Genomic DNA, 26,824 nt, shown 5'->3' with positions numbered 1-26,824 from the left:
CTGATGTGATAGCGGCCAATACTCCTCGGCACATGCAAGGTGTGGTGTCTCAGGCTGTAGAGACTCTGGGAACTGTAGCGAATGAGTTAGCCCCTGGTACTTGGGCATACATTCAAGAGAACCTTTGCGATCTGGACCCAGGTCAGCAACGGGGTGTTGCTCGAGCCTATGCGGTGACGATTCAGCGATGCCGGGACGAAAGACTTGCAGGTGTCTACAAAGGGAGTATCGAAGCTGAAGCCAATACGAAGCTCAGAGAATATCGGTCTCGCTATCAGAAACATGACTTGTGTTTGACAGGCTCAGATCGGGATCTGAAGGACTTTAGCCTAGAAAGAGCGACAGAATGCAGATCTATCATCTATCGAGAGGAAGATGAAGGGCGTCTTCTAAGACGGGTAGCAGCAGTGCTTGAGAGGTATGACTTGGCGTGGCCAGCCCCCTTCTCAAAAATTGATGAACGACAAGATTTAACGCCGCTACTGAATCGGTTTAAGTGCAATCGGTGGTGGATGAGGCAAATCCGTCGGTTGCAGGCCTTGGAGGTTGAGAAGGTCAAACGATCAAGGGGGGATGTCGGTGCGGGTAGGCAGCTGTATTGCTCGAACTGGAATGTGAAGCGCCTGACCCGTGCCATCGTAAGGAATACACAGACTCTGGCGGGGGTTGAGGCCATTAACGATGATGGCGAGGTTTTCACTCTCGATGAGCTGCAGCAACTTGGGGTGGCAAATCCCGAGATACGGCGCTCTGAGCTTATGGTGAGAATGCGAGGCTTTGAGGAGGTGGCGGAAAAGTATGGCCACAAAGGCGAATTCTGGACCTTTACGACCCCTTCACGATTTCACCGTATGACCAAGGTCAAGAATTCAAAAACACCTAAGGTATTCAAGAACCCTAAGTGGGATGGTTCGTGCCCTGGTGCAGGCCAAGACTGGTTATCTAATAAGTGGGCATCCATTCGATCAAAATTCGCTCGAGAGGGTATTCGTTGCTATGGGTTCCGAATTGCCGAGCCCCACCACGATGGCACCCCTCACTGGCACTTGCTGCTGTTCTTTCACCCTGATGAAGCGGCACAGGCCCGCAAAATTGCCCGACATTACCTCTGGAAAACCGATTCTCCTGGTGAGCCTGGCGCATGGCGCCATAGGTTCAATTCAAAAGCCATTGACCCAGAGAAAGGTACAGCCGCTGGGTACCTAGCCAAATACGTCTCCAAGAACATCAATGGGACTGGGTTGGGAGGCTTGGAAAGTGATGAGGATGGGACGACCACACTGGCGGAAAGCGCCAATAGGGTCAGATCCTGGGCCAGTGCCTGGGGCATTCGTCAGTTTCAGCAGATAGGTGGCCCCTCCGTGACCGTCTGGCGTGAACTACGGCGTCTGGGGCCAGAGGATGACCAGGTAGATGAAGAAGAGGGTGGTGCCCTTTGGGAGGCGGTTACAGCAGCGGATCAGGGCGATTGGTGCAGCTTTGTAATTGCGATGGGTGGCCCTTCAATCCCCAGGTCTGCCAGACCCCTAAAACCGGCTTATTGGATTCAGTCCAGACCTATAGGTACAGAGGGGGTAGGGGGTGTACCTATAGGTACCGATACCTCTAGGTACGAACCGACTCAAGAGCCGGTACAAACCGGCTCTGTACCTAGGGTTAATCAGGGTTTGGGGTCGGTACATGATGAACCTGAGGTACCGGCTTTTATACCCGGTAGGGCTTATACCGAGTATGGGGACCTATCAAAGGGCAAAGTGTTTGGGTTGTGGGTATTGGGTAAGCCGGTACTAACCCGGCTCCAGACCTGGATTATTCAGCTGGCCAAAACCTCAGGTTCAGATTGGGGTTTGAATCAGCGGCGCGGATGCGCCGCCTTGGACTTGTGTTAATAACTGTACGAGGGCTCCAGGAGCGCAAATAAAACTATCTCACGCATTTCAAGAACTGCATTACAATCCGGTATGCTGGTTCAAAACAGGCGAGTATCGACGGATCTGGTTCAATCTCACCATGCAAAAGGCCATTTCGTAGCGCATAAACTGTCTCAATTAAGCCAGAGAAAAGCTCTTCATCGGTACATTGAAACTCGACTGAGCCGATCTGCAATGGCGGGGCACCGTTTCTCAATAAGTCGATCATCGGCCTGGGGTTACAGGAGTCAAAGAGTAGGCGAAGCTTCGTTTTCTGATCTTGGGATAAGTTGTCAAACGCTGGGAGAGCGTACAATGATGGTGGATCGTACGTCTCCTGAGTTTCGTTGAACTTTTCAGTCCCGTTAGCTATTGAGTTAACACGAACCTGAATGTGGCCACCAGCCACCCGACGAACTTCGAATTCATGGCGCCTGTGTTCTATTCGTTCGTTATTGAGGTGGCGAGGATAAATGCAAACCGTACGCAGAGACACACGCTCGCGAATGCCTTTACGCACGACCTCTAAATGAATGTCATCTAGGCATTGTTGGAAGTCGCAAACCGCCTGTTGGAATGCAAGAGCGTCGGTCGTCTCGTTTTCCTCCCGCATGAGAGGCATAGTTCCGCGGCGAACCGCGTTTGGTTGGCTCTTGAGCCAATTTAGCATCGCTCGTTCTTGGTCTTGCCCGGATGCATGCCGAAACCAAGCGTTGAATGCAGCCCAAGCTTTAACGAAAGGACCTATATAGTCGATTTCTGCACGGTCCATCCAATCGGTAGCATGCGGAGGTAATGTCATTAAATTCCCTTTCTTATATTCTCTATATACGCTATAGAGGCGGGCTCACCGTGTTCTATAGCTATCTCAACGGATCTTTTGGCGGCTTCTAATAGCTTGCGTGCTAAATAGCGTGCGGCGAAGCCTTCTTGCACGATTTTCGTAATTTCTGGCGAAAGCTCGGCCACAACGTTAGGAACCGGAATCTCGAGCAAATCACTTTCGCTAAATCGTGGATGTTGCGACCCGTCTTGGCACCATTTCAAGATGGTTTGGACCGGGGAGGACCGCAGAAATATCATAAGCGTCTCGGGAGAGATGGCGCTGCTCTTTGGGCGTAGAACAATGAACTCTGATGACCCAACCGAGGGTATGTTGTCACCAGTCCGAACTACAGCAACTTCTTTCAAATACGCCCTAAGTCTAGATATTGCTACGTCCCCGTCGTTTAAAACCTTTTTCATACTGCCGATTTCGGCTGCTGTGGTTGGTTCCTTCTCAGAATCTAGCCGTGGAACAAGAGCATCGGTCACATCGTAGTTGCGAACTAGGGTTGATCCAGGTGCTCGGGCGGGAACCCACTGTTTTCGAATGCTGTCAACCCACTCTGATAGAGGCCGGCTAGGAAGGGCAGATAGCGATTGTCGAACTTGTTTCTTGGCTGGCATGTAATACTGGGCATCTATCCTTCCGCAGTTAAAAATTTCGGAGGCAGTGGCGGTGTAAGATAGCGGCTCTGGCGGCGTCCAATCAGAAAGCCCTAGCCCTGAGAGCAATATAGCCTGGGCTGCATCCTGTTTCGAAAGGATTTCATTCCGAGTGTTGAGTGATCCTTCGACTAGCTGATGAATCATTTCGGATAGTTGTTCACTGAGTTTTGGTACCGGGATTCGGTATAGGTCATTTTTGGCTATGTAGGCTACGAGAAGGTTGGTTTTAAGTCGATCTTTCAATATGCTCCCGTATCGTCCTGTCAAATGCGCAATCAACAATGAACGTTGCCAATCTTCGTGCGTCGATAGTTTATAGCAAGTTCCCGTTACAAGCGTTTTTTCGGGAAAATCTTTTGGAACTACTGCGACTTTCTCAGCCTTTCCCTTTACTTCTATTAGCAGCTCGCCGGGCTTTATTCGCCCTCTCGGATACCTGATCCAATCCGATTCCGACACACACGCCATTTGTTCATGGTTAATGAATGGTGTGTTTATATTCGCGCTTTGTAGGAAAAATGGAAGATCTAATGATATTCCTTCTTCACGGTCTATGGACTTAGTGTTTTCATATACGACTCTATACCCGTTTTTAACAAAGTTACCTAGACGGGGCGAGGTTTTCAGTAGACGAAAGGCTTCTACCGCTGCTTTAGCAAAATACTCAGGATCCAAGCGGTTTGTAGTATTTTCTGTCAATGCTTCGCTGAGCGGAATAATAGAGGCTTCAAGCCCCTCTAACAGATGCGCTAAGCGCTTTTTGTTAGAGGGGCGTGGCGAAAAAAACTTAGTCTCTCTTCGTGAGCGAATTCCTCGAAGGCCTCGGCGATACCATCCTCAGTTAAACCATCGTGGTTGAACAAGTCATGCTTCACTACAAAATGTCCATGGGTGTCACGCAAAAGCGTTCCATCAGATTTTTTTCGATAGACTTTCCGACCTGAGGTGTCGACGCTTTCTAGTTTTTGTGTGGCGAAGAATATATTGTAATCTTCTTTTCGAGGGCAAAGAGGTCCCGCATTTTCGTCCTCGTTCCACTTCTGAATAAAGAGAACGCTAGTTTTTGTACCAGTGTGTGGTTTAAAGGTGTTTGGGTGTAAACCCACTACGCCTAGGATGCGGCAATTTTCCATGATGAATTCGCGAAGGCGCTGGTCTGAGGAGTTGTTAAAGCGGCCTTGAGGGAGCACAACAGCCATGCGTCCTCCAGGTTTTATGAAGTCGATGTTTCGCTCAATGAATAGCAGATCGCGAGCGACTTTTGTTTCCCTCTTTCCATTGCTTTTCTCCGCTAAATCGTAGGGAGCAAGCATATCGGATTGTTTGATGTCGCCAGCAAAAGGAGGATTGGCCATTAGCACGTCAAACGTGAAATTTCGATAGTCTTTCTGACGCGAATTTTTTCGTAGCTTGCGGAGCCTTCGCCAGCCAGCCCCGTAGGTGTCTTGCCAGTCGTCTTGCTTCGTAGTTTCGTCCCACTTTGTGAAGTCGAGAGTGTTGAGGTGCAGTACGTTAGTCTCCCCATCGCCTGCAATCAGATTTAGGCAGCGAGCTACGCGGACGCTTTTTTCATCAAAATCTATTCCGAAGACGTTGTTGCGAACATAATCGATACATCGAGCAGGCTTCTCATCCATTGTGAAAAGGTGACTTTCTTCTCTCCCCATATCGTTGATTATTTGCCGCCACACGTGAAACATAGTGTGCACCGTGAATCCTGCCGATCCGCAGGCTGTATCGATGACGGTCTCGGTCTCTCGAGGGTTCATCATTTTTACGCACATATCGATGACCCAGCGAGGAGTAAAGTACTGGCCTTTTTCTCCCTTGGACGATTTTGATACCAAGTATTCGAATGCATCATCGATCACGTCTAGGTTAGAGTTGAAGAGCTTCCACTCTTCAAGAGAACCAACGCACACCTGAAGATGATCGGGGGATAGACGTATACGTTCATCTTCGAGGAACACCCCTTCCCATTTTCCTTTTGCATCATCGAAAAGATTTTGGAGAGCATCTTTTAGCTGTGCAGCGGTATTTTGGTTGCGAAATCGTAATGCTGTTCCCTGGCGGTGTGAGGTCATCTCGTCATAGAGTTTTGTGAAAATTAGCTTGAAGACCTCTTCGAATACATCGACCCCCGCGTTTGCTAGAACCTCATCTTCCATGTCCTCAATCAAATCGCGAAGGGATCGGGCGAATTTTCCTTCCTTTACTCGCTCATTCTCAAGGCGAATCAACGTGTCGATTGTCCACGGCTGATCCACTACTTGCTCAATGGTTTGATCCGCTCTGGGAAGTTCGTGGATCGCCATGAAGTAATTTGGGTTTTTCCGATGCCAGACTTCAGCTAGAATTCCGTCGCTCCAAACGGCAAGTGGGGCGCCCGTCGCATGTGCATAGGATCGGAGTTGTTCTTTGCCGTCTTTATACCGCTGTTGTTTTACTTCGATAATGATGTACGGGACGGTAGGGCGACGTTCGTCGAAAACGACGATATCAGCCCGTTTTGAGCTGTCTCGCCCAAAAGTAATGGGGTACTCGACGCTGATCCGGGATGAACAATAGCCTAATATATCGATTAAGCGGGAAATCCAAAGCTGACGATTTCTTTCCTCTGGCTTTAGCTGTACATCTTTATTGCGAATCAGGCATCTAACGTAGGTGGTTTTCCTGCCCTTGATTTCCCGTTCAAAGCTGCGCTCGTCTAATGCTTGGTTCTCTGCTTCAGAAAATAGCACATACTCGTTGAAGTCTTGCTGAGAGTTGCTGGCCGCCATCTTTGTGAAATTCCTTGGTCTGATGCGATTGGCTTAGGTCGCTAATCTTCAATGAAGCACTTTGGTTTAGCAACGTCCTGAGCAATTTGAACTGGCTGGGGTCGAGTATCCAGTAGGCTAAATTCCTAGCCAAGGAATGTGACCGATTTCAAAATATACGAAAGATCCCGAGTCTAACGCGGGAAGCCTCGATTTTCGCGATGGAAGCTGGGCATGGTGAGGGGCGGAGTCCGAGCCAATAGAAGCTTCTCATAGCTTCAAATTACTGAAGGAAGCGCTTGGTGTAGCACCGGCGTAGCGCTAACATTGCATTCTTTTTATGCTGCGGAGAGTCTTCCGCTAAGCTTATGAAAAATAATAGGATAATGGTGCCGGAACGCGGAATCGAACCGCGGACCTACTGATTACGAATCAGTTGCTCTACCGACTGAGCTATCCCGGCATGCCCTCGGGGCGGCGCTAGTTTAGCAGGACGCCCCGGGCTGGCAAGTATCGGCGTCAAGAAACCTGCTTGATGCCGGCCAGTTTGCGGGCGTGCCATTTCTTGGTGTCCACGTCCATGCCGCGCAGGATCTGGATGCGCTGGGCCTGGGGGCTGCCAGCGCCGTGCATGGATTCGGTCAGGTAGCCCACCGCGTTGCGGCCCAGAGTCATGTTCTCGATCAGACGCAGGATGCGCATGCGGTCTTCGGTGGGGATGTCGTCGCGGCCTTTCAGGAAGCGGCGAATGATGTCGCCGGCTTCCTGGTTTTCCAGGTCCTTCTCACTGGGCATGGTGACCATGATGCCGCCGGCCAGGTCCTGGGCCAGACGTGAGATCTCGTAGGGGAAGCGGGTCACGTTGTGCTTGCACACATTGGAGAGCATGGCGTCGTTCATGAAGATGCCGCTGGGCATCTGCTTTGCCTCGTGGGAGCTGGCAATCCCGGAGGAGTAGATGGTCTCGTTCAGGTGCACCATTTCCACCAGCTTGTCGCGAATATGGCTGACTTTTTCCAGCCCGTTGTATTCGGCGATGGACGCGGCGGCGCCCACCAGTACATCACCCAGGCCGGTTTTGCAGACATAGCTGGCCCGGTGGTAGGCGGTGAAACGGGCGACCATGTCCTGGGCAAACTCGTACTCGCCGTCCATGAAGACATGCTCATGGGGAATAAAGACGTCATCGAAGTAGACCAGGACTTCCTGGCCGCCGTATTCGGCATTGCCCTGATCGATGTCGCCCCCTTCCATGGCGCGGGTGTCGCAGCTCTGGCGGCCGTAGATGTAGGTGATGCCTTCCGCGTCGCCGGGGATCATGCCGACTACCGCATAATCGCGATCTTCTTCTGTCAGGTTCATGGTGGGCATGACGCAGATCCAGTGCTGGTTCCAGCCCCCCGTCATATGAGCTTTCACGCCTTTCACGTAGATGCCCTTGTCGGTGCGCCGGGTCACGCGCATGAACATGTCCGGGTCGCTCTGTTGAGCCGGGCGCTTGCTGCGGTCGCCTTTGGGGTCGGTCATGCCAGCGGCGATCAGGATGTTCTTGCGTTGCGCTTCACCGAGGAAATCCAGGAAACGATGGTGATACTGGGTGCCGTGTTTTTCGTCGATTTCGTAGGTGATCGAATGCAGGACACTGATGGTGTCCAGTCCCGTGCAGCGTTGAAAACAGGTGCCGGTAATCTGGCCCATACGCCGCTGCATCTTGTTCTTTTTCACCAGGTCCGCCGGCGATTCGACGATGTGCAGAAAGCGGTTTACCTGTGCATCAATCAGCGGGGACCAGGCGGTGGCCAGTTCCGGATCCTCAATGGCCAGGTCATAGCTGGCACGCAGGGCGTTGATGCTGGGCTTGATAATCGGGTGGTCGGCGGGCTCATCAATCAGCTCACCAAACAGGAACAGGCGTGTGCCGCGGTTGCGCAGGCTGGCCAGGTAATCGTCACCGGTCTTGAGGACGGAAAAGCGGTTCCAGCGCTGTTCGGCGCTTTCCTCGCGGCGCGGGGCAGGGGTCGCGGCGTTCATGGTGCCTCCTGTGATTTCCATTGCTCTGGCAGCGGCCAGGTTGTCGTGACTTGGGGGTCACTTCCGATGGTATACAGGGTGTTGCGGGAGGCAATGACAGAAACTGCCGCTGTACGCTGCGGTCAAGTCAGGGTGTACGAGTTGCAAGTTTCAAGTTGCAAGATACAAGGCGCGCCATAAGGCTAATCGAACCGGATACTTCGTGCCGGCGCCCGACTCGAGTGCGCGAAACGCGGTGGCAGCAAGATGATGACAGCATTGCCCGCGTTGTTTCTTGCAACTTGAAACTTGCGATCTCAACCCTGCGCCTTGAACACCATCGACGCTGAATTCAGGCAATAGCGCAGTCCCGTCGGGGGCGGGCCATCGGGGAATACGTGGCCCAGGTGGCCGTCGCAGCGGGCACAACGGATTTCTACCCGAACCATGCCGTGGCTGCTGTCACGTAGTTCGCGGATATGCTCCGGGTCAAAGGGCTGGTAGAAGCTGGGCCAGCCGGTGCCGGATTCGAATTTGGCGTTGGCGGCAAAAAGGGGTAGCTCGCACAGTTTGCATTGGTAAACCCCGTCTTCCTTGTTGTCGAGCAGGCCGCCGCAGAAGGGAGGCTCGGTGCCCTGATTGAGCAGGATGCGTCTTTCCTCATCGGTGAGGTGTTCCGCTCGTTGCTGTTTCTCTGCGTCGCTGAGCGGAGTCAGATCATGGCCACTGGCGGAGTGTGTTTCGCTCATTACGAGTCTCCCTTGAGCAGGTCGGGAAAGGCGTGGATGAGTTTTTCCACCTTGGGTCTGGCCACGTGAACGATATAACCCTGGTTAGGGTTGTGGTTGGCAAAGTTCTGGTGGTAATCCTCGCCGCGATAGAATGTCTCCAGCGGTTCCAGCGTGGTCACGATAGGCGCGGTAAAGGCGCCGGCGTTGTCCAGCTGACGAATATAGGCTTCGGCGACCGCTTTTTCCTCCGGGCTATGATAGAAGATGGCGGACCGGTACTGGGTACCCCGGTCGTTGCCCTGGCGGTCTTTCTGGGTGGGGTCGTGGGCCACGGAGAAGAATACCTTGAGCAGCTGTCCGTAGCTGATTACCTGGCTGTCGTACTCGATTTCCACCACTTCCGCATGGCCGGTGGTGCCGGTGCAGACTGCCTCATAATTGGCTCGGGCGGCATGGCCACCGGCATAACCGGAGGTGACTGCCAATACGCCATCCAGATTGAGGTAGACCGCTTCCACGCACCAGAAACAGCCCCCCGCCAGTACGGCTTTCTGGATGCCGTCAGTTGGCAGGTCGTCCACCGGATCGGGGAAACGTTCCGGATGAATGGCCAGGGATGTTCCGGGTATCACTGCACTCATGGTGTCCTCCGCTAGTCAGAATGCCCCGGCTTGTGGCAGGGGGCTCTGCTGGCCTGAAAAAGGGGCTGTTGGAGCTTTGCTCGCAAAGCGAAGGTTTCAGGTTGCACGCAACTTGACCAACCCCTTCGCCTTGCGAGCAAGGCTCCAACAGTGGCTCAGGTCAGTCTTGCTTCACTGCGCCACTGCTGATCAATGTGTCGATCTGTTCGTCACTGAAACCGGCTTGACGCAGTACCGCCTGGCTGTCGGCCCCGGCGCTGGCTGCGGCTTTGATATCGCCGGCGGCGCTGCGCGAGAAGCGTGGTGTCGGTGCCGGCTGTACCGTGTTGCCGACTGTGACAAAGGAACCTCTTGCCACGTTATGCGGGTGTGAAGGCGCTTCTTCAAGGCTCAATACCGGTGCAAAGCACACGTCGGTACCTTCCATCAACGCGGTCCATTCATCACGGCTCTTCTGTTTGATGACCGCCGCCAGTTTTTGTTTCAGTTCCGGCCACATGGCCGGGTTCATCTGCTGGCCAAAGTCCTCGGCGGGTAACTCTGCAATGCGGCACAGTTCGGCGTAGAACTGCGGCTCAATACTGCCGATGGAAACATATTTGCCATCTGCGGTTTCGTAGATCTCATAAAAGTGGGCGCCGGAATCGAGCATGTGAGTGCCGCGATTTTCGGTGAACATGCCCTGGGCCTTGAGGCCATAGAACATGGCCATGAGGGCGGCGGAGCCTTCTACCATGGAGCTGTCGACCACCTGCCCTTCGCCGGAGCGCTGGGCTTCCAGGGCGGCACAGACCATGCCGAAGGCGAGCATCATGCCGCCGCCGCCGAAATCACCCACCAGGTTCAGCGGAATGGCGGGCTTTTCCCCCTGGCGGCCCATGGCATGGAGGGCACCGGACAGTGAGATGTAATTCATGTCGTGACCGGCCGCTTTGGCCAGCGGACCCGTCTGGCCCCAACCGGTCATGCGGCCGTATACCAGTTTTGGATTGCGGGCCAGGCACTGTTCCGGGCCGATACCCAGGCGCTCGGTCACACCCGGGCGAAAGCCTTCGAACAGGCCATCGGCGGTTTCACAGAGCTTGAGGACGGTCTCGATGCCTTCCGGGCTTTTCAGGTCCAGGGCCAGGTTCTGTCGATTGCGGAACAGAACGCTATGGCCGATGGCGGCGTGGGGGTTGCCGCCGGGGCGATCAATGCGGATCACGGTGGCGCCCATGTCAGCGAGCATCATGCCGCAGAAGGGGCCGGGGCCGATGCCGGCCAGTTCGATAAAGGTCAGTCCGTTCAGTGGGCCAGTCATAGTCTTTGCTTTCCGTTGTCAGGGTATCAGAGCGTGCTCTTTGAGTGTGTTGCGCAGAGCCGTACATTGGCTCTTGGCAATGGCAACGGTGTTACTGGCTTCGTGTGTGGTGGCAATACCGGTCCACAGGGGCTTGCCGTCAGCATTGATCAGCTCCGCACCGTGTTGACGCAGTGCCTCGGGAACTGCTTCCCGGGCGAGTTCGCCACCAACCCCCACTTGCCAGGTCGGCGTTATTTCACTGGCGGACTGGTCCATGGGGTTGAGGCGATTGCCTCCTGTCGGGGGGGCCGCCGCATCAATCAACAGATGGGTCAGTTCCACCACCAGAATCCGTTGCACATCATTGTTTTGCGCCCAGTCGAGAATGCGGTTTTTTCCGCCTTCGTACCATAACGGCAATTCCTGATGGCTGAGCAAAATGGTCAACGAACTACTTGAAAATATTTCCTTGCAGGTCAGTTCCCAGGTTTCACGGGTGCCGCCTTCCGGGGTGTGGGCCACCAGAAGCAATGTCTCCCGCGGAGGATGGCTCCCTTCAGCGGTGAAGCGAGTTGTAACCTGGGTGGTGCTGGCACAGCCGGCAACGAGCAGGGCAGGCAGCAGAAAGCGGAACAGCGGGCGCATGACGGATCTCCGGGAGAAAAAGCGGTGCCTTGTAGCACGACTCCAGTGTAGCAGCGCCATTGGCAAGGCTCATCCGTTAACGGCCATACCACGTCTGTGGCTGTGACAGGGTCGTCAGCACAGTGCTGAGTAGCCTCGGAGATGTGAGGCTGACTCAGCGCTGTTTGCTGGACGGACTATGGCAGAGGAGCGGACAACACTGCTTGTGGCTGGTTGGCGCTAACGGAAAAACGGCAGGCCCCGGAAGGAGAGGGGGTGGCGGGGTACCAGCGCACCTCATAACGACCGTGCCCTTTCTCAGTGTCTTGCTGATGCAACAACTGTAACTCGGCGCTGTCATCGCTGATCACTTTATCGTCGCAGTGAACCGCCATTAGAGGGCGATCCAGTGCCAGTTGATCTGCTGGTTCCGCTTCCAGTAGCAGGCTCCAGTAAGGGCCGGTGGAGGCGTTACCGTCATGACGGGTAGGCTCGCTTAACCAGCGCCTTGTGCCCGGACTTGCCAGCGAGTCAGGAAAGTATTGTCGGCTGAGCAGGGAAAAGGTCTGCTGGACCGGGATGTCGTTGATGTCGCCTTGTTGTAGAAGATCCCGGCTCAGCCTCTCGCTCTGCTGAATCAGGAAATCCAGGGTGTGTGGACCATAAAGAGTGTGGCCGCCCTCGTAGTACTGGAGCGCATATTCTTCCGGAGTCACGGCATAGCCGAAGTAGCCATTGGCCAGACTGGAAATTTCCACCTTCCAGTCGCTGCCTTCGGGCAGGGTGCTCGCTACCGCCTGACGGAGTCTGTTGCCGCTTTCCAGGGTGATTTCCCAAGGCAGGGGAACCAGTACCAGATCGTTGATGCGCACAATCTGAAACAGGGCCTGGTGGGGAAAGCGCTCGGGCGGTAGCAACAGCTGCAGTTTGGACAGCATCCACTGCTTCACGCCCTGGCAGTTGTCGGTAAAGACCCGGCGGGGCCAGTCTTCCTTCAGAAACGGGAGATAGGAAATCGGGAAGACTTCGTCGCCGTTGGCGGCGCCGGCGACGGCGGCACCGGCGATGGCCCTTTCGCAAAGGCCGAAACGGCCGGTATCAATGTCGTCGAGCAGGTCCAGCTGGCGGCTGGCGACGGCGGTGCTGAGGGTGTCAGTGAGCTGACTTTCCAGGGAATGAAACAGCTGTGAGGCATGTTTGCCCAGTGCCTTGCCGATCCGTTCAGCTTCACGGTCGCCGCGCAGGTCCTCTTTCCAGGCCGGGTTGTTATCTGCATGGGTTGCCTGGGCGGGGCCGTGGATGAATTGGGGGTAATCACTGGCCAATTCGCTTTCCAGTTGCTCGCTGATCCAGTGCCAGACATCCGCATGGTAGGGGCGGGTAAAGGGGGGTATGGCCGTGCCGTGGATGGAGTAGAGGCTGAGCGCGCCGGCAGGTTCGAAGCTGCTGCCCTGGCGCTGGTCAATGCGCAGCAGGGTCATGGTGGGGTTCACTGCCTGCATGGGGTCGGCGTTGGCGTGATCACGGTCTGGGAAGTTATTGGCCCAGGCCTCGATGGAGCGGTTACGGGTAACGCCAAACAGGTCGCTCTGACCCACGGCAAAGCGCGCCTCGAGCCGGGACTCATAAGCATCGATGACCGCATCGGCAATACGCTGGCTGAGAAACTCGAACAGGGCCGGGTCGAAGCCCGGCCGGTTACTGCCGAAAACATTGTAGAAATCGCTGCCCAGATACTGGCCGGGACCCGAGTGGGTGTGGGTAACCAGCAGGGTCACGGCATGGGAGGGCACATCGGTATGGTCGGCGATCAGTTCTGCTACCCGGTGACGCAGCACCAGCGAGCCGCTGCCAAGATCCAGTTGTACGATAGCAAGCGGGGTCTGGCCGGGGCCTTTCAGGTAGAACGCCCTTGCCTTGAGCCGGGTGCGAAAGCCGTCTGCATCCTTTGCCCAGGCGGAATAACCGAACTTGGGTATGCCGGCGGGCGGCGTAATGTCCCGTTCAGCGATACCTGCTTTTGCTGTTGAGTCATCTGCTGTTATCGCTTGTACAGGGAATGAGAAAAACAGGTTCTGCCGGGGGTAAAACAGGAACGGCCAGGCCGTGTGCAGCAGGCCACCGATAATGCCGGCAAACAAGAGTAGTAGCAGTAGGTAGCGGGTGCGCAATATTCGCATGGAGAATGGTATTCCAATTAATTTGCACCATCGTGCCATATATGGGTTAATTGTGAAATGTAACCCTTTGAACGGCGCCATTTCCCTCTTTTTGATACGAAAAGATACGCTCAGAAACAAAATAGGGTGCCAGCAACCATCCGGCAACATTAAAGCAACGTAACGGCACTCGTTGGATGTTTTAAAGCGCCCCCAATCCTATTTCAATAATTGCACAGATCAATCATACCCGAGGGGGGTAACCATGAAAGGATGCATACGACTCTCAGCACTTGCACTTTCTGTGGCCATGGCAAACCAGGCATTCGCAGAAAACAAGTCAGAGGACACTACTCGTCAGTACCTGGCGCCTATGGCCAGCTATCTGGTTCTGGACGAAGACCGTGAAATCTCTCGCAAGGGGTTGGGTGCCAGTCTGATTTATGGCCGTGAGCTGTCTGAACACTGGTGGTGGGAGACCGAGGGCGCCGCATACGGCCTGGATAGCGGCATTGACGGTGCGACCGACTTTTACCAATACACGGCCAGCACAGGTCTGGCTTATGCATTCGGTGATCGTGAAGGCTTTACGCCTTTCGTATTGGCAAATATCGGGGCGATCTACAACGATGTAGTGCCGGACGATGATGATGGTGTAGACCTTCATGCCAACGTTGGCATCGGTGCCGTAACGGGGCCTATCTTCGACAATGGCCTGAAACTGCGCGCTGAAGCTCGTTACATGTATGACGACTTTGACGGCGTCACTGGAACCCTATCTGAAGACGAAGGCGGCTTCAATGACTGGCGCTTCTCCCTGGGTCTGGAAATCCCGCTGGGTGTGACCAGGGTGGTTGAAGTCGAGAAGATCGTCTATGAAACCCGTGAAGTGGAAAAAATTGTCGAGAAGCCCTTTGTGGACAGCGATAGCGACGGTGTGCCGGATGATCGTGACAAGTGCCCGGATACCATCCAGGGTGCCAAAGTTGATTCCGATGGCTGCATGATCACCAACCAGACCATCACCTTCAATAATATCAATTTCGAGTTGAACTCCGCGGAGATTACCGCAAGTTCAGGTCCCTCTCTGAACCGTGTGGCCAAGGCGTTGAAGGCGCAGCAAAACTTCAACGTTGAGATTGCCGGTCATACTGATAGCACCGGTTCTGCGTCTTACAACGAGAAACTGTCTGACGAGCGTGCCAAATCAGTGCGGCAATACCTGATTGAGCAAGGCATTGATGCGGATCGCCTGACTGCTCGCGGTTACGGTGAAATCGAGCCGATCGCCAGCAACGAAAATCAGTCTGGTCGTGCCATGAATCGTCGCGTCGAATTCCGCGTTACTGAGAAATAAGGGATAAAGATATGAACTCGCAAATGAGAATCTTGTTTGCCATGCTCCTGACCGCTTTGTTGGGAATGGGGCTGGCAGGCTGTGAAGCCGAAGGCGATGGAAGCAGCGTTGGTAATAACAACCCTGTCTCGCGTGACAATGATCAGGACAATGATGGCGTTCCGGATGACGTTGACAACTGTCCCGCTAACGCTAACGCCATGCAGGAAGACCAGGATGGTGACGGCATTGGAGATGTCTGCGATGACGACCGTGATGGGGATGGTGAAGACAACCCTACCGATAACTGTCCGCTAGTTGCCAATCCGAATCAGGAAGACACCGATGGCGACGGTATCGGTGATGCCTGTGACATGAATAACGATCAAGACAACGACGGCATCGATGACGGCGTTGATAACTGTCCGACCATCTTCAACCCTGAGCAGAGTGACGTTGACAATGATGGTATCGGTGATGTTTGTGATGATGATGCTGATGGCGATGGCATCGATAACAACAACGACAACTGTGTATACACCCCGAACAATGATCAGGTGGATACAGACACTGATGGCATCGGTGATGCGTGCGAAGATGACCGCGACGGTGACACCATTCTGGACCCGAATGATAACTGCCTGAACACGCCGAATACGGATCAGGCGGATCAGGATCTGGACGCCATCGGTGATGTGTGTGATGACGACCGTGATGGCGATGGCATCCCGAATGACACCGATAACTGCCCGTTTACTGCCAATGCGGATCAGGCTGATTCCGATGGCAATGGTGTTGGCGACGTCTGCGATGGCGGCGGCGGTGATCCCACCGATACCGACGGCGATAGCATTCCCGATGTGACGGATAACTGCCCGATGATTCCGAATTTTGATCAGGCTGATGCGGATGGCGACGGTAAAGGTGATGTGTGTGATGACGATGGTTTCAATTGCGCCGCCACCAACACCTACCAGCAGCTTGGAAATACTGATTACACGGCAGACAGTGGTGTTCTGGGTGTTTGCTTGGGTTGCTCCGTAGATGACGAAGCCAATGCGCTGGATGCTAGTAACGCTACCTTTGCGCAAATCAACATCGGTGCAGCACTGGTGTACGGCGGCGGATTTGTGGCTGCAGTCGCTAACGATACTTCAATGGACATCGCTGACAGTGAAGTGGGCTTCGTGATCAGCGACCCGTCGTCTCAACTGGTTAACCTGGAACTGCTGGGCAACTTCATCACCATCCGCTTCTTCAACGATGGGGTAGAAGTGGACAGTGCAACCGTCGGTGGCGGTCTGTTGGATTTGGACCTGCTAGGTTTGGGGGCGAACTCCGATCAGCGTTTCGTTGCCGCACCTGCGTCCAGCCAGGCGTTTGATTCAATCCAGCTTGATTACGCTGGCTTGGTAAACGTGAACAAGTCCTTCCGTGTACATGACGTCTGCGTAGGAACTCCCTGATTTCGCATGGGAGTGACTGAAAGGGGCCTTCGGGCCCCTTTTTTTGTATGAGATTTTCTGCTGCTAGCCCCTTCACGTGACAGCGGTATTACTATCGACAAAATAATCGCCTGATTCGCCCTGAATCGTTACTCTGTCTATAAGGCCCTTTTTGGCCTCAAGAATGATAATCAGTGTAGTAAGGGGGCATCATGCGAAGCCGTATTTTTCTTACAGTGTGTCTGTTGGTTTCCCTGTTGGCGGGTTGCGACAAGGAGCCAGGAGTCGGCGAAGTCGTCAGCACCTTCAACAACTATGAAGAAACCGGCGATTTGCCTGCCTTGCAGGAGCGAGGGTATATCCGTCTGTTGGCTCCCCGTTTCGATGAGCCCTCCGGCCTGCCCCGGGAGGGGGTTCCTGCCAGAGAATATCAGGCCCAGGCCGAGGCGTTTGTCAGGCACCTGGGGCTGCAGCCCCGCTGGGTCTACGCGGAAAGTTTTGCGGAGCTGGGTGCACTCATCAATGCGGGTGCTGCCGACGTTATCGTGACGAACTATTCGGTGACCAAAGACCGACAGAAAACCCTGGCATTCTCAACCCCGGTAAATGCAGTGCAGGAGAAGCTGGTTGTGCCTGCAGAGAAGGCAGACCTGACTCTGACCAAGCTGAAAAACCTGACTATCTCGGTCCCGGAAGGGACCTCTTACCAGGAAACCGCAGAAAAACTGGCGCGCCGGCATGACAACATTTCGGTGGACATTCTGGATGCCAACCTTTCCGACGAAGAACTGGTTGAGGGAGTGGAATCCGGGGAATTGGCTGCCACTATTATCGACAGCAACATGTTGGATGTCCTTATCAGCCCTGATGGCGAGGCAGCTATCGGCCCGGTGGTGAACCGTAAACGGCGCATCGCCTGGGCAGTGAGGCAGGACAGTACCGAGCTGCTGGATCGCATCAACCAGTACATAACCAGTGAGCGGGTTATATCTTCTGTCAAAGAACAAGAAAAGCGTGACTGGTCGGCGATCAAGGAGCAGGGCGTTCTACGAGTCATTACCTCCAACAATCCCGCCAGTTATTTCATGTGGCGTGGTGAGTTGATGGGGTTTGATTACGACTTGATCAACGATTTTGCCAAGAAGCATCGGCTGAGAGTGAGTGTCGTTGTCCGAGACAGCCCTTCAGCCATGTTTGCAGCGCTGCAGGCCGGGGAGGGAGATGTCATTGCGGCCTCCATGACTATTACCGAGGATCGCCAGAAACAAGGCTGGATGTTCAGCGATCGTTATTTGGAAGTAAACGAGCAATTGATCGGCCGTTCCGATCAAGTGCCGCTGGAAAACATCGGCCAGTTGGCCGGTCGTACCGTAGCCGTCAACCCTGAAACCGCCTATTACGACACCCTACAGACGCTTCGAGAGAGTGATTTTCCCTTCATCGTTCAGGAGGTGCCGGGCGCCAGCACCGAGATGCTGATTAATGCTGTCGCCAATGGCGAATATGATCTGACCATGGCCGATAGTCACCTGGCCGCCATGGAGTCCACCTACCGGGAAGATATTGCGGTGTTGTTTGAATTCGAACCCGCCAAGCAGATTGGCTGGGGGCTGCGCCCTGAACAGCAGGCACTGGAAGAGCAGCTTAATAGCTACATCGCCCGCCATTACCGGGGTCTGAACTACAACATCACCTATAACCGCTACTTCCGCGAGAAAAAAACCATCAATACCCACGAGGCCTATCGCGTTGGCTCGGGGAAAGCCATTTCTCCCTACGACGAGTTGGTAAAAAGCGAGGCCCTTAAATATGGGCTGGATTGGCGTCTGATTACCTCGCAGATGTACCAGGAAAGCCGGTTCAATCCCAAGGCGCGCTCGTTTGCCGGGGCGCAGGGCTTGTTACAAGTAATGCCGCGTACCGGGCGCCAACTCGGGTATAGCAACCTGACTCGACCAGAGAACGGAGTGGCGGCAGGTGTGGCCTATATGGACTGGCTGGAACAGCGTTTCCCGGCACGTCTGGACCTGGCGGAAAAACTCTATTTTACTCTGGCTGCCTACAACGCCGGGCACGGCCATGTGGAAGACGCACGCCGCTTGGCGGAACGTCTGGGCAAGGATCCGGATAAATGGTTCGGCAACGTGGAAGAGGCCATGCTGTTACTTTCCCGGCCGGAGTACGCCCGTCAGGCTCGCTACGGCTATGTGCGCGGGGCCGAGCCGGTGAAATATGTCCGGCAGATCAAGAACCGTTATCTGGGCTATGTGTCGGCGCTGGAGGAAGAAGAGGGCTAACCGTTTGTGCAGCCCATGCTGAAAACTCTGTAAATTGATATTTTACAAAGTCGCCATGGAAAAGTGTCTTGGCAGCCCCATGATAAAGGGTACCCATTCATTGAAAGGAGATTGTGATGGATCGCAATGCTTTCATCGAAAAGATTAAAGGTAAGCTGAACGAGCTGGATAATGAATTCGACCAGTTGCAAGTCAAGGCGGACCAAGCCAGTGAAGATGTTCGCCACAAGTGGGAAAGCCGTAAGCTGGAACTGAAAGAAAAACGTCAGGAACTGGCGGCGCGGCTGGATGAAGTCCGTAATGATAGCAACGCGCGCTGGGAAGATGTAAAAGCCAGTGTGGAAAAAACCTGGGATAGCACCTTGGAAGGCCTTAAGGACATCAAAAACAACCTTTTGAAATAATTCCCAGTAACACTCGTTACGTCTGATTGGAAAAAGCGCGCCAACCTTGTTGGCGCGCTTTTTTTATGGGGTCGCTTCGATATGGGCAGATATCTCGACCTCACTCTAGGGCGGAGCTGAATGATTTCGCTCTTTTTGCTCTGCAGGTATTACAGGCATGGATTTGACTCAGCCTTTTAGGGAAACGTTGTCTAGAGTCGCGAATCCAGGAGGTGTTGAGAGTGATCGCTTGATGGTAGAAACCGAGAGCACTTCAGATCCCGCGCATCGAACTGACGGTTGCAGTCGGTCTGTTCAGTGCACTAAATGTTCACACTGAGGAGTGTTGGGCCGATCCCTTGCAGCGCAGCAATAACCGAAGAAAACGGAAATCATAGGCGTTACGTTTGTTATCCGATATTTTGCCGACAGCCGCAAAACCCATCGTTGGAGCCTTGTCAGCAGGGCAGATGCATCAGGGAATCACTCTGATGGAGGAGGAGCTTGGCCGGCTTTCATCCCTTCAGTGCCAGAGGCTCAAGCCATTGGCTCATCGCATCCAGTACCTGGTCCCGGCAATGATCGTTGAGAATTTCATGGCGCCCTTCGGGCCAGAAGTGGGCGGTCAATGGCTGCTCCATGGTATGCAACACCTGCTCCAGAGCCATCATGCCCTTGCCCATGTCGCTCATGGGATCTTGCTCGCCACCAAGCAGCAGGACCGGAAGTTGGTCGGGCAGCTCGGCGAGCTGGACGATGCTGTGGATCTGGCGCAAGCCCTCAATCAACTGACACCATGACTCCGTGGTGCAATCGAAGCCACACAGGTCGTCGTCCAGATAGCGCTGTACCTGATCGCGATCATTGCTCAGCCAGTCGAACTCGGTGCTCGGGTCCGGCACTCGTTTGGCCCAGGCCCCGAAGGTCATTCTGCGAATCAGCGGACTGACCCCGCGCTTGCCATTACGGCGACGGGTCAGTTTCACCGGCAGGCCCATCAGGGTGTAGTAGGCTGCCGGGTGGTAATCGCTGGCGCATAGCACCAGCCCCGACAGATTCTCACCGCTGCGTTGGGCTGCTGCGAGGGCAATAAAAGAGCCCATGCTGTGGCCGCCAAGCACGCAGGGCAGACCCGGGTGGGTTTCACGGGCCATGGCGATCACTGCCAGGGCATCCTCAACCAGACAATCCCAGCCGTTGTCGTCGCCGAAATGCCCTTTCGGGCAGGCCTCGCTAACACTCAGGCCATGGCCGCGATGATCCGGACAATACAGATGCCAGCCCTGTTCGTTCAGTGCTTTCGCAAGGGGCTCATAACGGGCACCATGCTCCGCCATGCCGTGCAGCCAGACCAGAATGCCTTTGGACGTTGCTGCCTGGGTAGGCCAGTGGTGGATAGCGGTGGAATGGCCGTCGCCCGTGTTCAGGTAGCGCATCTGCTTGCTCATAACATTCTCCGGCGGCGCGGTCAGTGGACAGGTTGGTGCCTGTGTTATTAAGGCGTCCCTGGCGAGGATAAATGCTCAGCCGGCAGCCTGCCGGCCAGGCTTCCTGAGCCTGTTCCGGACCATGGCATAATAACAGCTATGGCAACAGGGTGATGCAGCAACTACCATGCCGGACGCTGTTGTACGCTGCCCGATTTCCAGGAGAGACCATGATTGAATACCGGATTCGCCCACTGCGCCCTGAAGCTCATCTTTTTGAAGTGACGCTCACCGTGGCGAACCCGACCCCGGAAGGGCAGGCGTTTACCCTGCCGGCCTGGATTCCCGGCAGCTATATGATCCGTGATTTTGCCCGCCATCTGGTGTATCTGGAAGCCAGTTGCCAGGGTGAGACTCTGCCAGTCGCGAAAATCGACAAGCAAACCTGGCAAGTACCGCCCTGCGACGGTCCGGTGCAGCTGCATTATCACGTTTACGCCTGGGACCTGTCCGTACGTGGTGCCCATCTGGATACCACCCACGGCTATTTCAATGGCACTTGTGTCTTCCTGGCGCCCATGGGGCACGAGGATCAGCCCTGTGAAGTGGACATCGAAGCACCGGAAGGCCCCGCCTATCTGGGCTGGCACCTGGCCACCGGGCTGCCGCGGCTGAGTGGTTCGGAGCTGGCATTTGGCCGCTTCCGGGCAGACAACTACGACGCCCTGATCGACCATCCGGTGGAAATGGGCCCGTTCGAGTATGCCCAGTTTGAAGCCTGCGGCGTACCGCATTGGGTGGTGATGGCCGGTCGTCACAGGACCGATATGGCGCGGCTGTGCCGGGACCTGAAACCCATCTGCGAGCACCATATCCGCATGTTCGGCGAACCGGCGCCCATGGACCGCTATCTGTTCATGACCCTGGTCACCGGCAATGGTTATGGTGGCCTGGAACATCGCAATTCCACCAGCCTCATGTGTGCCCGCGATGACCTGCCCAAACGTACCGACGAGCCGGGCAAGGTGCGCGATGGCTATCGCAATTATCTGGGCCTGTGCAGCCACGAATATTTCCATACCTGGAATATCAAGCGGATTAAGCCGGCGGCGTTTACGCCGTTCGACCTGTCTCAGGAAGTGCACACGGAATTATTGTGGGCCTTCGAGGGCATCACCAGCTACTACGATGACCTGTCGTTGACTCGCACCGGGCTGATTGCGCCGCAGAGCTATCTGGAGTTGCTCGGGCAGACCCTGAGCCGGGTGTATCGCGGCCAGGGCCGTCACAAGCAAACCGTCACCGAATCCAGTTTTGACGCCTGGACCCGTTTCTACAAGCAGGATGAAAACGCCCCCAATGCCATCGTCAGCTATTACACCAAGGGTTCCCTGGTGGCGCTGGCGCTGGATCTGACCCTGCGCAACCTGACCGGTGAGGAAAAGTCCCTGGACGATCTCATGCGTTTGCTCTGGGCCCGTTACGGGCAGACCGGCGAAGGCGTGCCGGAGCAGGGCATACAGCCCCTGGCCGAGGAAGTGGCCGGTTGCGACATGAGCGACTTTTTCGAGCGGGCGCTTTATAGCACCGAGGATCTGCCCCTGGCAGAGCTGCTGGCCGAACGGGGCGTGGAGCTCAACTGGCGCAGTGCCGCCGGTCACGGCGACAACGGGGGGAAACCGGGCAAGGAGGGTATTGCCAATCTGGGTGTGCGGGTGGTCGGCGATTCGATGGGCGCCAAGATTGCCGTGGCATTCGAGCAGGGCCCGGCCATGGCGGGAGGCCTGTCCGCCGGCGATGTGATTATCGCCGTGGATGGCCTGCAGGCCACCCAGAGCAATATCGACAACCTGATGGCCAACTTTTTGCCCGGCGAAATCGTGGAAGTGCATGCTTTCCGCCGCGACGAACTGATGAAGTTCAAGGTGAAAGTGGCGCCCAGCGAGCCCAGCACGGCGTATTTGACCATCGCCAAGGGCGGGTTAACCGAGAAGGGTAAAGCCTGGCTGCACTGGGAAGGCAATGAATAGTTAATAGTTGAGAATGAATAACGACAGAAAACAGGCCGTAGGAGCGGCGCTTGAGCCGCGAACCTGCTTGCGAAGGAGATTCGCTGCTCATACCCGCAGGGCGCAGAGAGCGCCGCTCCTACGACGTTTTATGGTTGATTGAATTTTTCATGTCTTTGAAAGCACTTTACAGCCAGCTTGATAACGTTCGCAGAGCGGACCATTTTCGTTTGAAAAAGCGGATTGATGGTCTGTCACGCTTGCCTGCCGACAAGCGCAATGACAAGGCGCTGGAGAAGATATCCACGGCTATTGCCGATTCCATTGCCAATCGGGAAAAACGCCAGGCGTCTCAGCCCGTTCTAAACTGGCCGGACCTGCCGGTAGTTGCCAGTCGCGAGGAGATCAAGACTGCCATCCGCGACCATCAGGTGGTGGTGATTGCCGGGGAAACCGGCTCTGGCAAGACCACCCAGCTACCCAAGATCTGCCTGGAGCTGGGGCGGGGCATCGAGGGCACCATCGGTCACACCCAGCCACGGCGCCTGGCGGCACGAGCGGTGGCAAGCCGGGTAGCGGAAGAGCTGAACAGTCCTCTCGGCAGCACCGTGGGCTTCAAGGTGCGCTTTTCCGAGCAAGTCAGCGAGACCAGCCTGATCAAGGTACTTACCGATGGCATGCTGCTCAATGAGATCCAGCGGGATCGCTTTCTCAACCACTACGACACCCTGATCATCGATGAGGCCCACGAGCGCAGCCTGAATATCGATTTTCTGCTCGGCTATCTCAAGCAGCTGTTGTCGAAGCGCCCCGATCTCAAGCTCATTATTACCTCGGCCACCATCGACCATGAACGCTTTGCCAATCACTTCGGTGATGCGCCAGTGCTGGAAGTATCCGGGCGGACTTTCCCGGTGGAAATGCGTTATCGACCGCCTGCTGAAGGTCAGGAACTGTCCCGACAGATCGAAGAGGTGCTGCAGGAGATTCAGCGCGAGGAGCGCCGTGATGGCCTGCCCGTGGCCCGGGATGTACTGGTATTTTTGGCCGGCGAGCGGGACATTCGCGATGTGCATCATCACCTGAAGCGGTGCGAGCTGAGAGACACGGAAATCCTGCCTCTCTATGCGCGGCTGAGTCAGGCCGAGCAGCACCGTATCTTTGCTTCTCACCGGGGCAGGCGGGTGGTGCTCAGCACCAATGTGGCGGAAACCTCACTCACCGTGCCGGGCATCCGCTATGTGATTGATGCCGGTACCGCCCGGATCAGCCGCTACAGTGTGCACTCCAAGGTGCAGCGCCTGCCGGTGGAGCCGGTCAGTCAGGCCAGCGCCAACCAGCGGGCCGGGCGCAGCGGGCGCATCATGCCCGGTATCTGTTTTCGTCTGTACGACGAAGACGACTTCCTGAATCGGCCCGCGTTTACGGATCCGGAAATTCAGCGAACCAATCTGGCGGCAGTGATTCTGCAAATGGCGGATCTGCGCCTGGGGCGTGTGGAAGACTTTCCCTTTATCGAACCGCCGGACGGTCGACTGATCCGTGACGGTTACCGGCTGCTGGACGAGTTGGGCGCGTTGACGCCGAAACAAACCCTGACCCCCCTGGGTCGACAACTGGCCCGCTTCCCGCTGGATCCTACCCTAGGGCGTATACTGGTAGCCGCTGCACAGCAGAAGGTGCTGCGAGAGGCGCTGATCATTGTCTCGGCCCTGGCCGCCCAGGATCCCCGTGAGCGGCCCCACGACAAGCAACAGCAAGCGGACCAGGCGCACCAGCCGTTCACCGACAAGGACTCGGATTTCCTGTTTTTCGTGAAGCTGTGGCAGTGGGCGGACAGCCAGCGCGAAGCACTCAGCCGCAACCAGTACGAGAAGCTGCTGAAGAAAACCTTTCTGTCGCCCACCCGCATGCGTGAATGGCGCGATACCCACCGCCAGTTATTGTTGCTGTGCAAGGAGCAGGGCTGGGCGCTGAATGCGCCGACTATGAATGAGCAGGGGCTCGCAGAGGGTGCCTATGGGCCCTTGCATCAGGCCCTGTTGCCCGGCCTGCTGGCCAACGTGATGCAGCGCACGGACGAGGGTGAGTGGCTGTCCACACGTAATCGCAAGCCCCTGATCTGGCCCGGCTCGTCGCTGTCGAAAACCAAGGCCCGCTGGCTGATGGCGGCGGAGCAGGTGGAAACCAGCCGACTGTTTGCCCGTACCGTAGCGCGTGTCGAGCCGGAATGGGTGGAGGCCGCCGCCGCTCATCTGGTCAAACGCCAATATTTCGAGCCGCACTGGTCGAAGAAACGGGGCTGTGCCATCGCCAAGGAGCAGGTCAACCTGTTCGGCCTGATCCTGGCCACTGGTCGGCGCGTCAACTATGCCCCCATCCATCCCCAGGAAGCCCGCGAGCTGATGATTCGGGAAGGACTGGTGATGGGGGAGTTGCACCGCGAACCGCCCTTTGTGAAGGCCAACCGGGAGCAGTTCGAGGCGCTGGAGGAGATGGAACACAAGCTGCGCCGGCGCGATATCCTGGTGGATGAGGAGGTCCGGGTGGCCTTCTACGATGAGCGGTTGCCGCAGGATGTGACCAGCCTGGCCGGGCTGATGAGCTGGTATAACAAAAAGGCCACTCAGGCGCAGAAGGATGCGTTGTTGATGGCGCGGGATTTCCTGCTCTCGCGAAGCCCGGATCTGGGCAACGACCAGTTCCCGGATCAGCTGCGCCTGGATGGCATCAGCCTGCCCCTGGAGTACAGCTTTGACCCCACCGGCGAGCGCGACGGCGTCACCCTGATTGTCCCCGTGGCGGTCCTCAATCAGGTGCCGGATACCCGCCTGGACTGGCTGGTGCCCGGGCTGCTGCGGGAAAAACTGGAAGCCCTGATCCGGGCGTTGCCCAAGGCCCGTCGGCGTCACTTTGTACCGGTGCCGGATTTCGTCAGTGCGCTGCTGGAAACCCTGAATCCGCAGGAGCCGTTGTTGTCTGCCATGACCCGGGAGCTGCAACGCATGACCGGTGTACGTATCGAGCGGGAAGAGTGGCAGGATGCCACGCTGCCAGATCATCTGCGCATGTTCATCCAGGTGGTGGACCGGGTGGATGGCAAACGCAAGGTGTTGGCCCAGGGACGCCACCTGGACGAAGTCCGTGACAAGCTGGATGGCGTTACCCGTAACCTGCCGGAACCCGCGGCGGAGGAGCCGGCCCTGCGCGGCCAGGAATGGCTGTTCGGCACCTTGCCGGAAACCAGGGAACAGGATCTGGGGGGCATGGTGGTTCGCCGCTATCCGGCGCTGGAAGGTGATGGTGATGCGGTGGTGCTGCGCTACCGGGATGATGCCGATGACGCGCGCTGGAGCCATCGGTGGGGCACGGCGCGACTGCTGGGCTTCAAGCTCAGTGTCCAGCTGCGGGACCTGCGCAAACAGGCCTCGCAGATGCCCGGTTTCCAGAAGCTCAAGGGCGAGAAGGGCGCCATGGCCCGCCAGGCACTGGATCATGCGGTACTGCGTCTGCTGGCAGAGCATTTCCGGCTGGACGAGCCGGTACGCGATGAGGCCGCCTTCCGGGCCCGTCTGGATGCCCACCGTGGGGATTTCGTGCCCTGGGCAGGCCAGCAATTGACCGCCTTCGGCAAGCTGTTCGCCGATTATCGGCAGCTGATGGGTAAGCTGGAAAAAAACTTCCCGCTGGCCTGGGCCCATGCCCACCGGGACCTGAAGCAACAACTGGGCAACCTGTTCCGTGACGACTTCCTGTTGCAGGTGCCCTGGCCCTGGTTAATGGAGTATCCCCGATACCTGGAGGCCATCGGTCATCGTCTGGACAAACTAGGTGGCCAGATTGGCAAGGACCGCACCCTAACCGCAGAGCTGGAGGCCTGTGACAAGCAATACGCCACTCGTGCTGCGGGTCTGCCCCTGTGGCAGCAGCCGGCGCATCTACAAGAGTATTTCTGGATGTTGCAGGAATATCGGGTGAGCCTTTTTGCACAGCAGCTAGGCACCCGGGTCCCGGTCTCTGCCAAGCGGCTCAACAAGCAGTGGGAACTCTGCTGATCAGCGATCCTCTCTACGAAGCCGTTGTAGGAGCGCCGCTTGAGGCGCGAACCTCGCGTGCGAGGAAGGGTAGGGAGACGATCAGGCATAACAAAACGCTACGCCCGGTTCGCGCCTCAAGCGGCGCTCCTAAAGTGGCCCTGTAGAAAGCCTGACAGCTATCTACTCACCCCCTTTGCGCTGGCCACCCCGAATCCGGATAATCGACCCATTATTCCCATTTGTGGAGCGGGGCCCTTTGCCTCGCTCGAGTGCGAGGACT

17 protein-coding genes and 1 tRNA gene are annotated in these 26,824 nt (G+C 56.0%); 7 read left to right on the top strand and 11 right to left on the bottom strand.

Going from position 1 to position 26,824, the window contains the following annotated elements; genetic code table 11:
- Positions 1 to 5 precede the first annotated feature (5 nt).
- Complete coding sequence (locus ACMG4N_RS12520) at positions 6 to 1,889, top strand: replication endonuclease (RefSeq protein WP_414431894.1); 1,884 nt, start codon at positions 6 to 8, stop codon at positions 1,887 to 1,889.
- Positions 1,890 to 1,923: 34 nt separating this feature from the next.
- Here ACMG4N_RS12520 and ACMG4N_RS12515 read toward each other — a convergent pair whose 3' ends face one another.
- The 10 genes from ACMG4N_RS12515 to ACMG4N_RS12470 form a co-directional block, all read right to left on the bottom strand.
- Positions 1,924 to 2,712 carry a hypothetical protein gene (locus tag ACMG4N_RS12515; RefSeq protein ID WP_414431892.1) on the bottom strand — a complete coding sequence of 263 codons (789 nt, stop codon included), beginning with the start codon at positions 2,710 to 2,712 and terminating at the stop codon, positions 1,924 to 1,926.
- Positions 2,712 to 4,100 carry a hypothetical protein gene (locus ACMG4N_RS12510; protein WP_414431891.1) on the bottom strand — a complete coding sequence of 463 codons (1,389 nt, stop codon included), beginning with the start codon at positions 4,098 to 4,100 and terminating at the stop codon, positions 2,712 to 2,714. The genes ACMG4N_RS12515 and ACMG4N_RS12510 overlap by 1 nt, the downstream gene beginning before the upstream one ends.
- Positions 4,101 to 4,150: 50 nt before the next feature.
- Positions 4,151 to 6,181, bottom strand: a complete 2,031-nt coding sequence (locus ACMG4N_RS12505; protein ID WP_414431889.1) for an N-6 DNA methylase — start codon at positions 6,179 to 6,181, stop codon at positions 4,151 to 4,153.
- Positions 6,182 to 6,547: 366 nt separating this feature from the next.
- Positions 6,548 to 6,623 (bottom strand) — tRNA-Thr (locus ACMG4N_RS12500).
- A 56-nt stretch (positions 6,624 to 6,679) separates the two neighbouring features.
- Positions 6,680 to 8,191, bottom strand: a complete 1,512-nt coding sequence (locus ACMG4N_RS12495; RefSeq protein WP_414431887.1) for a 4-hydroxyphenylacetate 3-hydroxylase family protein — start codon at positions 8,189 to 8,191, stop codon at positions 6,680 to 6,682.
- Positions 8,192 to 8,487: 296 nt separating this feature from the next.
- Complete coding sequence (gene msrB, locus ACMG4N_RS12490) at positions 8,488 to 8,919, bottom strand: peptide-methionine (R)-S-oxide reductase MsrB (protein ID WP_414431885.1); 432 nt, start codon at positions 8,917 to 8,919, stop codon at positions 8,488 to 8,490.
- Entirely contained in the window at positions 8,919 to 9,542 is a 624-nt protein-coding gene (msrA, locus tag ACMG4N_RS12485; RefSeq protein ID WP_414431883.1) for a peptide-methionine (S)-S-oxide reductase MsrA, read from the bottom strand. Before msrA ends, msrB begins: the two co-directional genes overlap by 1 nt.
- A 160-nt stretch (positions 9,543 to 9,702) precedes the next feature.
- Positions 9,703 to 10,845 (bottom strand): CaiB/BaiF CoA transferase family protein, encoded by a 1,143-nt coding sequence (locus tag ACMG4N_RS12480; protein ID WP_272962035.1) that lies wholly within the window; start codon positions 10,843 to 10,845, stop codon positions 9,703 to 9,705.
- 18 nt (positions 10,846 to 10,863) lie between these two features.
- Positions 10,864 to 11,472, bottom strand: coding sequence for a hypothetical protein (locus ACMG4N_RS12475; RefSeq protein WP_414431881.1), 609 nt, complete (start codon positions 11,470 to 11,472; stop codon positions 10,864 to 10,866).
- Positions 11,473 to 11,648: 176 nt separating this feature from the next.
- Positions 11,649 to 13,631 carry a neutral/alkaline non-lysosomal ceramidase N-terminal domain-containing protein gene (locus ACMG4N_RS12470; RefSeq protein WP_414431880.1) on the bottom strand — a complete coding sequence of 661 codons (1,983 nt, stop codon included), beginning with the start codon at positions 13,629 to 13,631 and terminating at the stop codon, positions 11,649 to 11,651.
- Positions 13,632 to 13,875: 244 nt separating this feature from the next.
- Between ACMG4N_RS12470 and ACMG4N_RS12465 the strand changes: the two genes are divergently transcribed.
- The 4 genes from ACMG4N_RS12465 (at position 13,876) to ACMG4N_RS12450 (ending at position 19,092) form a co-directional block, all read left to right on the top strand.
- On the top strand, positions 13,876 to 14,967 hold the full coding sequence (locus ACMG4N_RS12465) for an OmpA family protein (RefSeq protein WP_414431879.1): 1,092 nt from the start codon (positions 13,876 to 13,878) through the stop codon (positions 14,965 to 14,967).
- 23 nt (positions 14,968 to 14,990) lie between these two features.
- Positions 14,991 to 16,412, top strand: coding sequence for a thrombospondin type 3 repeat-containing protein (locus ACMG4N_RS12460; RefSeq protein WP_414431877.1), 1,422 nt, complete (start codon positions 14,991 to 14,993; stop codon positions 16,410 to 16,412).
- Positions 16,413 to 16,603: 191 nt separating this feature from the next.
- Positions 16,604 to 18,688, top strand: coding sequence for a transporter substrate-binding domain-containing protein (locus ACMG4N_RS12455; protein WP_414431876.1), 2,085 nt, complete (start codon positions 16,604 to 16,606; stop codon positions 18,686 to 18,688).
- A 116-nt stretch (positions 18,689 to 18,804) separates the two neighbouring features.
- A complete protein-coding gene (locus ACMG4N_RS12450) occupies positions 18,805 to 19,092 on the top strand; it encodes a hypothetical protein (protein ID WP_035249668.1) in 288 nt (95 codons plus the stop codon).
- Positions 19,093 to 19,586: 494 nt separating this feature from the next.
- On the opposite strand, the gene ACMG4N_RS12445 is transcribed toward ACMG4N_RS12450, so the two are convergent.
- Positions 19,587 to 20,519, bottom strand: a complete 933-nt coding sequence (locus ACMG4N_RS12445; RefSeq protein WP_414431874.1) for an alpha/beta fold hydrolase — start codon at positions 20,517 to 20,519, stop codon at positions 19,587 to 19,589.
- Between the two features lie 209 nt (positions 20,520 to 20,728).
- On the opposite strand from ACMG4N_RS12445, the gene ACMG4N_RS12440 reads away from it, so the two are divergent.
- Together ACMG4N_RS12440 and hrpA are read left to right on the top strand one after the other, a co-directional pair.
- On the top strand, positions 20,729 to 22,528 hold the full coding sequence (locus ACMG4N_RS12440; RefSeq protein WP_414431873.1) for a M61 family metallopeptidase: 1,800 nt from the start codon (positions 20,729 to 20,731) through the stop codon (positions 22,526 to 22,528).
- A gap of 149 nt (positions 22,529 to 22,677) precedes the next feature.
- The gene (gene hrpA, locus ACMG4N_RS12435) at positions 22,678 to 26,562 is read left to right on the top strand and encodes an ATP-dependent RNA helicase HrpA (protein ID WP_414431872.1); all 3,885 of its coding nucleotides are present in this window, start codon (positions 22,678 to 22,680) and stop codon (positions 26,560 to 26,562) included.
- Positions 26,563 to 26,824: the final 262 nt, after the last annotated feature.

Source organism: Alcanivorax sp. IL2 (assembly GCF_047495475.1).
Classification (GTDB): domain Bacteria; phylum Pseudomonadota; class Gammaproteobacteria; order Pseudomonadales; family Alcanivoracaceae; genus Alcanivorax.
The sequence above is the reverse complement of the archived record's forward strand: the minus strand, read 5'-3'. Positions and strand labels throughout refer to the sequence as shown.

Excerpts from the sequence above, each read along its gene's own strand:
- ACMG4N_RS12465 (WP_414431879.1), top strand. The coding sequence starts at position 13,876 with ATGAAAGGATGCATACGACTCTCAGCACTTGCACTTTCTGTGGCCATG.
- ACMG4N_RS12470 (WP_414431880.1), bottom strand. The coding sequence starts at position 13,631 with ATGCGAATATTGCGCACCCGCTACCTACTGCTACTACTCTTGTTTGCC.
- msrB (WP_414431885.1), bottom strand. The coding sequence starts at position 8,919 with ATGAGCGAAACACACTCCGCCAGTGGCCATGATCTGACTCCGCTCAGC.
- ACMG4N_RS12475 (WP_414431881.1), bottom strand. The coding sequence starts at position 11,472 with ATGCGCCCGCTGTTCCGCTTTCTGCTGCCTGCCCTGCTCGTTGCCGGC.
- ACMG4N_RS12440 (WP_414431873.1), top strand. The coding sequence starts at position 20,729 with ATGATTGAATACCGGATTCGCCCACTGCGCCCTGAAGCTCATCTTTTT.
- hrpA (WP_414431872.1), top strand. The coding sequence starts at position 22,678 with ATGTCTTTGAAAGCACTTTACAGCCAGCTTGATAACGTTCGCAGAGCG.
- ACMG4N_RS12505 (WP_414431889.1), bottom strand. The coding sequence starts at position 6,181 with ATGGCGGCCAGCAACTCTCAGCAAGACTTCAACGAGTATGTGCTATTT.
- ACMG4N_RS12515 (WP_414431892.1), bottom strand. The coding sequence starts at position 2,712 with ATGACATTACCTCCGCATGCTACCGATTGGATGGACCGTGCAGAAATC.
- ACMG4N_RS12480 (WP_272962035.1), bottom strand. The coding sequence starts at position 10,845 with ATGACTGGCCCACTGAACGGACTGACCTTTATCGAACTGGCCGGCATC.
- ACMG4N_RS12495 (WP_414431887.1), bottom strand. The coding sequence starts at position 8,191 with ATGAACGCCGCGACCCCTGCCCCGCGCCGCGAGGAAAGCGCCGAACAG.
- ACMG4N_RS12445 (WP_414431874.1), bottom strand. The coding sequence starts at position 20,519 with ATGAGCAAGCAGATGCGCTACCTGAACACGGGCGACGGCCATTCCACC.
- ACMG4N_RS12450 (WP_035249668.1), top strand. The coding sequence starts at position 18,805 with ATGGATCGCAATGCTTTCATCGAAAAGATTAAAGGTAAGCTGAACGAG.
- msrA (WP_414431883.1), bottom strand. The coding sequence starts at position 9,542 with ATGAGTGCAGTGATACCCGGAACATCCCTGGCCATTCATCCGGAACGT.
- ACMG4N_RS12455 (WP_414431876.1), top strand. The coding sequence starts at position 16,604 with ATGCGAAGCCGTATTTTTCTTACAGTGTGTCTGTTGGTTTCCCTGTTG.
- ACMG4N_RS12460 (WP_414431877.1), top strand. The coding sequence starts at position 14,991 with ATGAGAATCTTGTTTGCCATGCTCCTGACCGCTTTGTTGGGAATGGGG.